2 protein-coding genes are annotated in these 1597 nt (G+C 52.0%); both read right to left on the bottom strand.

Annotated features, from left to right (window positions below; all coding sequences use genetic code 11):
- Positions 1–748 (bottom strand): YjbH domain-containing protein (locus J5224_RS27165; RefSeq protein WP_264628258.1); only part of this gene is annotated, 748 nt, incomplete at its 3' end.
- Entirely contained in the window at positions 748–1527 is a 780-nt protein-coding gene (locus J5224_RS27170) for a capsule biosynthesis GfcC family protein (protein WP_264628259.1), read from the bottom strand. The genes J5224_RS27170 and J5224_RS27165, both read right to left, overlap by 1 nt.
- Between the last annotated feature and the right edge of the window lie 70 nt (positions 1528–1597).

Genomic DNA, 1597 nt, shown 5'->3' on the forward strand with positions numbered 1-1597 from the left:
AATCGTTACCGTCATATTCCAGTTTAAAGCGCAGCGGATTCCACGGAGTTTGATATTCTACCCCACCAAACAGCGCTGCCGGGCCGTGGAAAAGGTTCCCCACCTCGAATTGCCCACCGCCCGTTTTGTAGCTACCACCTCGCTGGCAGAAACTGGTTTTGAACTCACAGGCAGGGTTTTTTATATTGCCGCTCTCGGCCATATTGCCCCAACCAATGCCGAGAGTAAAATCAAACGGGCCCATGCGTTTGCTGGCCACCAGATATTCACTGTCAAACAACCCAGTGCCCGCTATATCACGTAAGCCAAAAGAGACATCCGGCATCCATGCGCTCTCTTGCCATAGCCGCGCTTTGACATCAAAGGATTTATCTTTATAACTTTGCTTGCCGCTAAAACTGGCGACATCGCTATAAGGCTGAGTACGAATATCGGTATAACGTACTGTAGTCTCCAGCCAGTCAAACAGTTGCAACGATACGGAATAACGCCGGTACTCCTCGTTATCACGGTAGTTCAGGTTGAATTCACCGCTGCGCGCCATACGTGCCGTCGGCATTTGCAGCAACCCGGTGCCACCAAAATCTGACTGGGATACGCCCGCACTGTCGAAGCGGGTATTCGAATTGGTGACATTTTTTACGATATCACTTTGCTGCGCCACGTCTTGTGCCACAGCCTGACCACTCAGTACGCCGCTGATGACCAACGACAGATACCCTATTTTAAATTTTCTGTTCTTTGTCATTAGTGCGGGATCCGGTTAGCCAGAAAATCAGCAATTTGATCGTTTAAAGAAGCGAATTCGTTGGGTAATACGCTGGGGTCGAAACCAATAAACAACGTTTCACCTGCCGCAGGCTCGATATGTTGCTGATTCCACAGCGCCAGTGGCACCTTACGCCATGCGCCTTGCCCATCAATAAGGTAACCCGCATCCCGATTGGCACCGGTCAGAAAACGACGATCCAGCACATAATCCCTAACCGTCCCGCCGGATTGCAACGCCACATCCCCCACGGTTTTCAGTTCAGCGATATCAGCATCGGTATTGATCAGCCCGGCCAGGGTAAAATGCGATGCTAGCGGTGCGATATAGAGCGCATAGTCACCCACCAGCGGGCGATTAGCGCGCGGGGTTATACGAATTCTGTCGGGATCGAGCGGCGTTGAAATTCTCCCAGCTACATCGACCTGATCCAGCATTTTACGCATCAGCCAGGCTGAAATCGCCAGATCGCCATCGCCGGAGTTGCGCCAACGGGTTTCCAACTCGGCCAGCGATTTACGCAGCGCTTCTGCCTGCGCATACACCTTTTGCGTACTGGCATAATCAGAAATCAACGCGGTGCGCCAGTTAACGTCAGCAGGAAACGCCACCTGCTGATAAAACTCAATCAATCGCGTGCCGTCTGCTTGCTTTACCACCGCCAGCGTTTGCTGCGGGGTTTTTATTGTTAACTGCGCGGCCTGTGCAGCCCCCGCCGTGAGCAGCATCAGGAGTGCCATACGGGAAAATGCCAACATGTCAGTCCCTTATTGTACGTAGGGTTTTAATACCGTGAATTTAACCAGTGCCATGTCCGGCCCCATATAT

The organism is Candidatus Symbiopectobacterium sp. NZEC135, assembly GCF_025962695.1.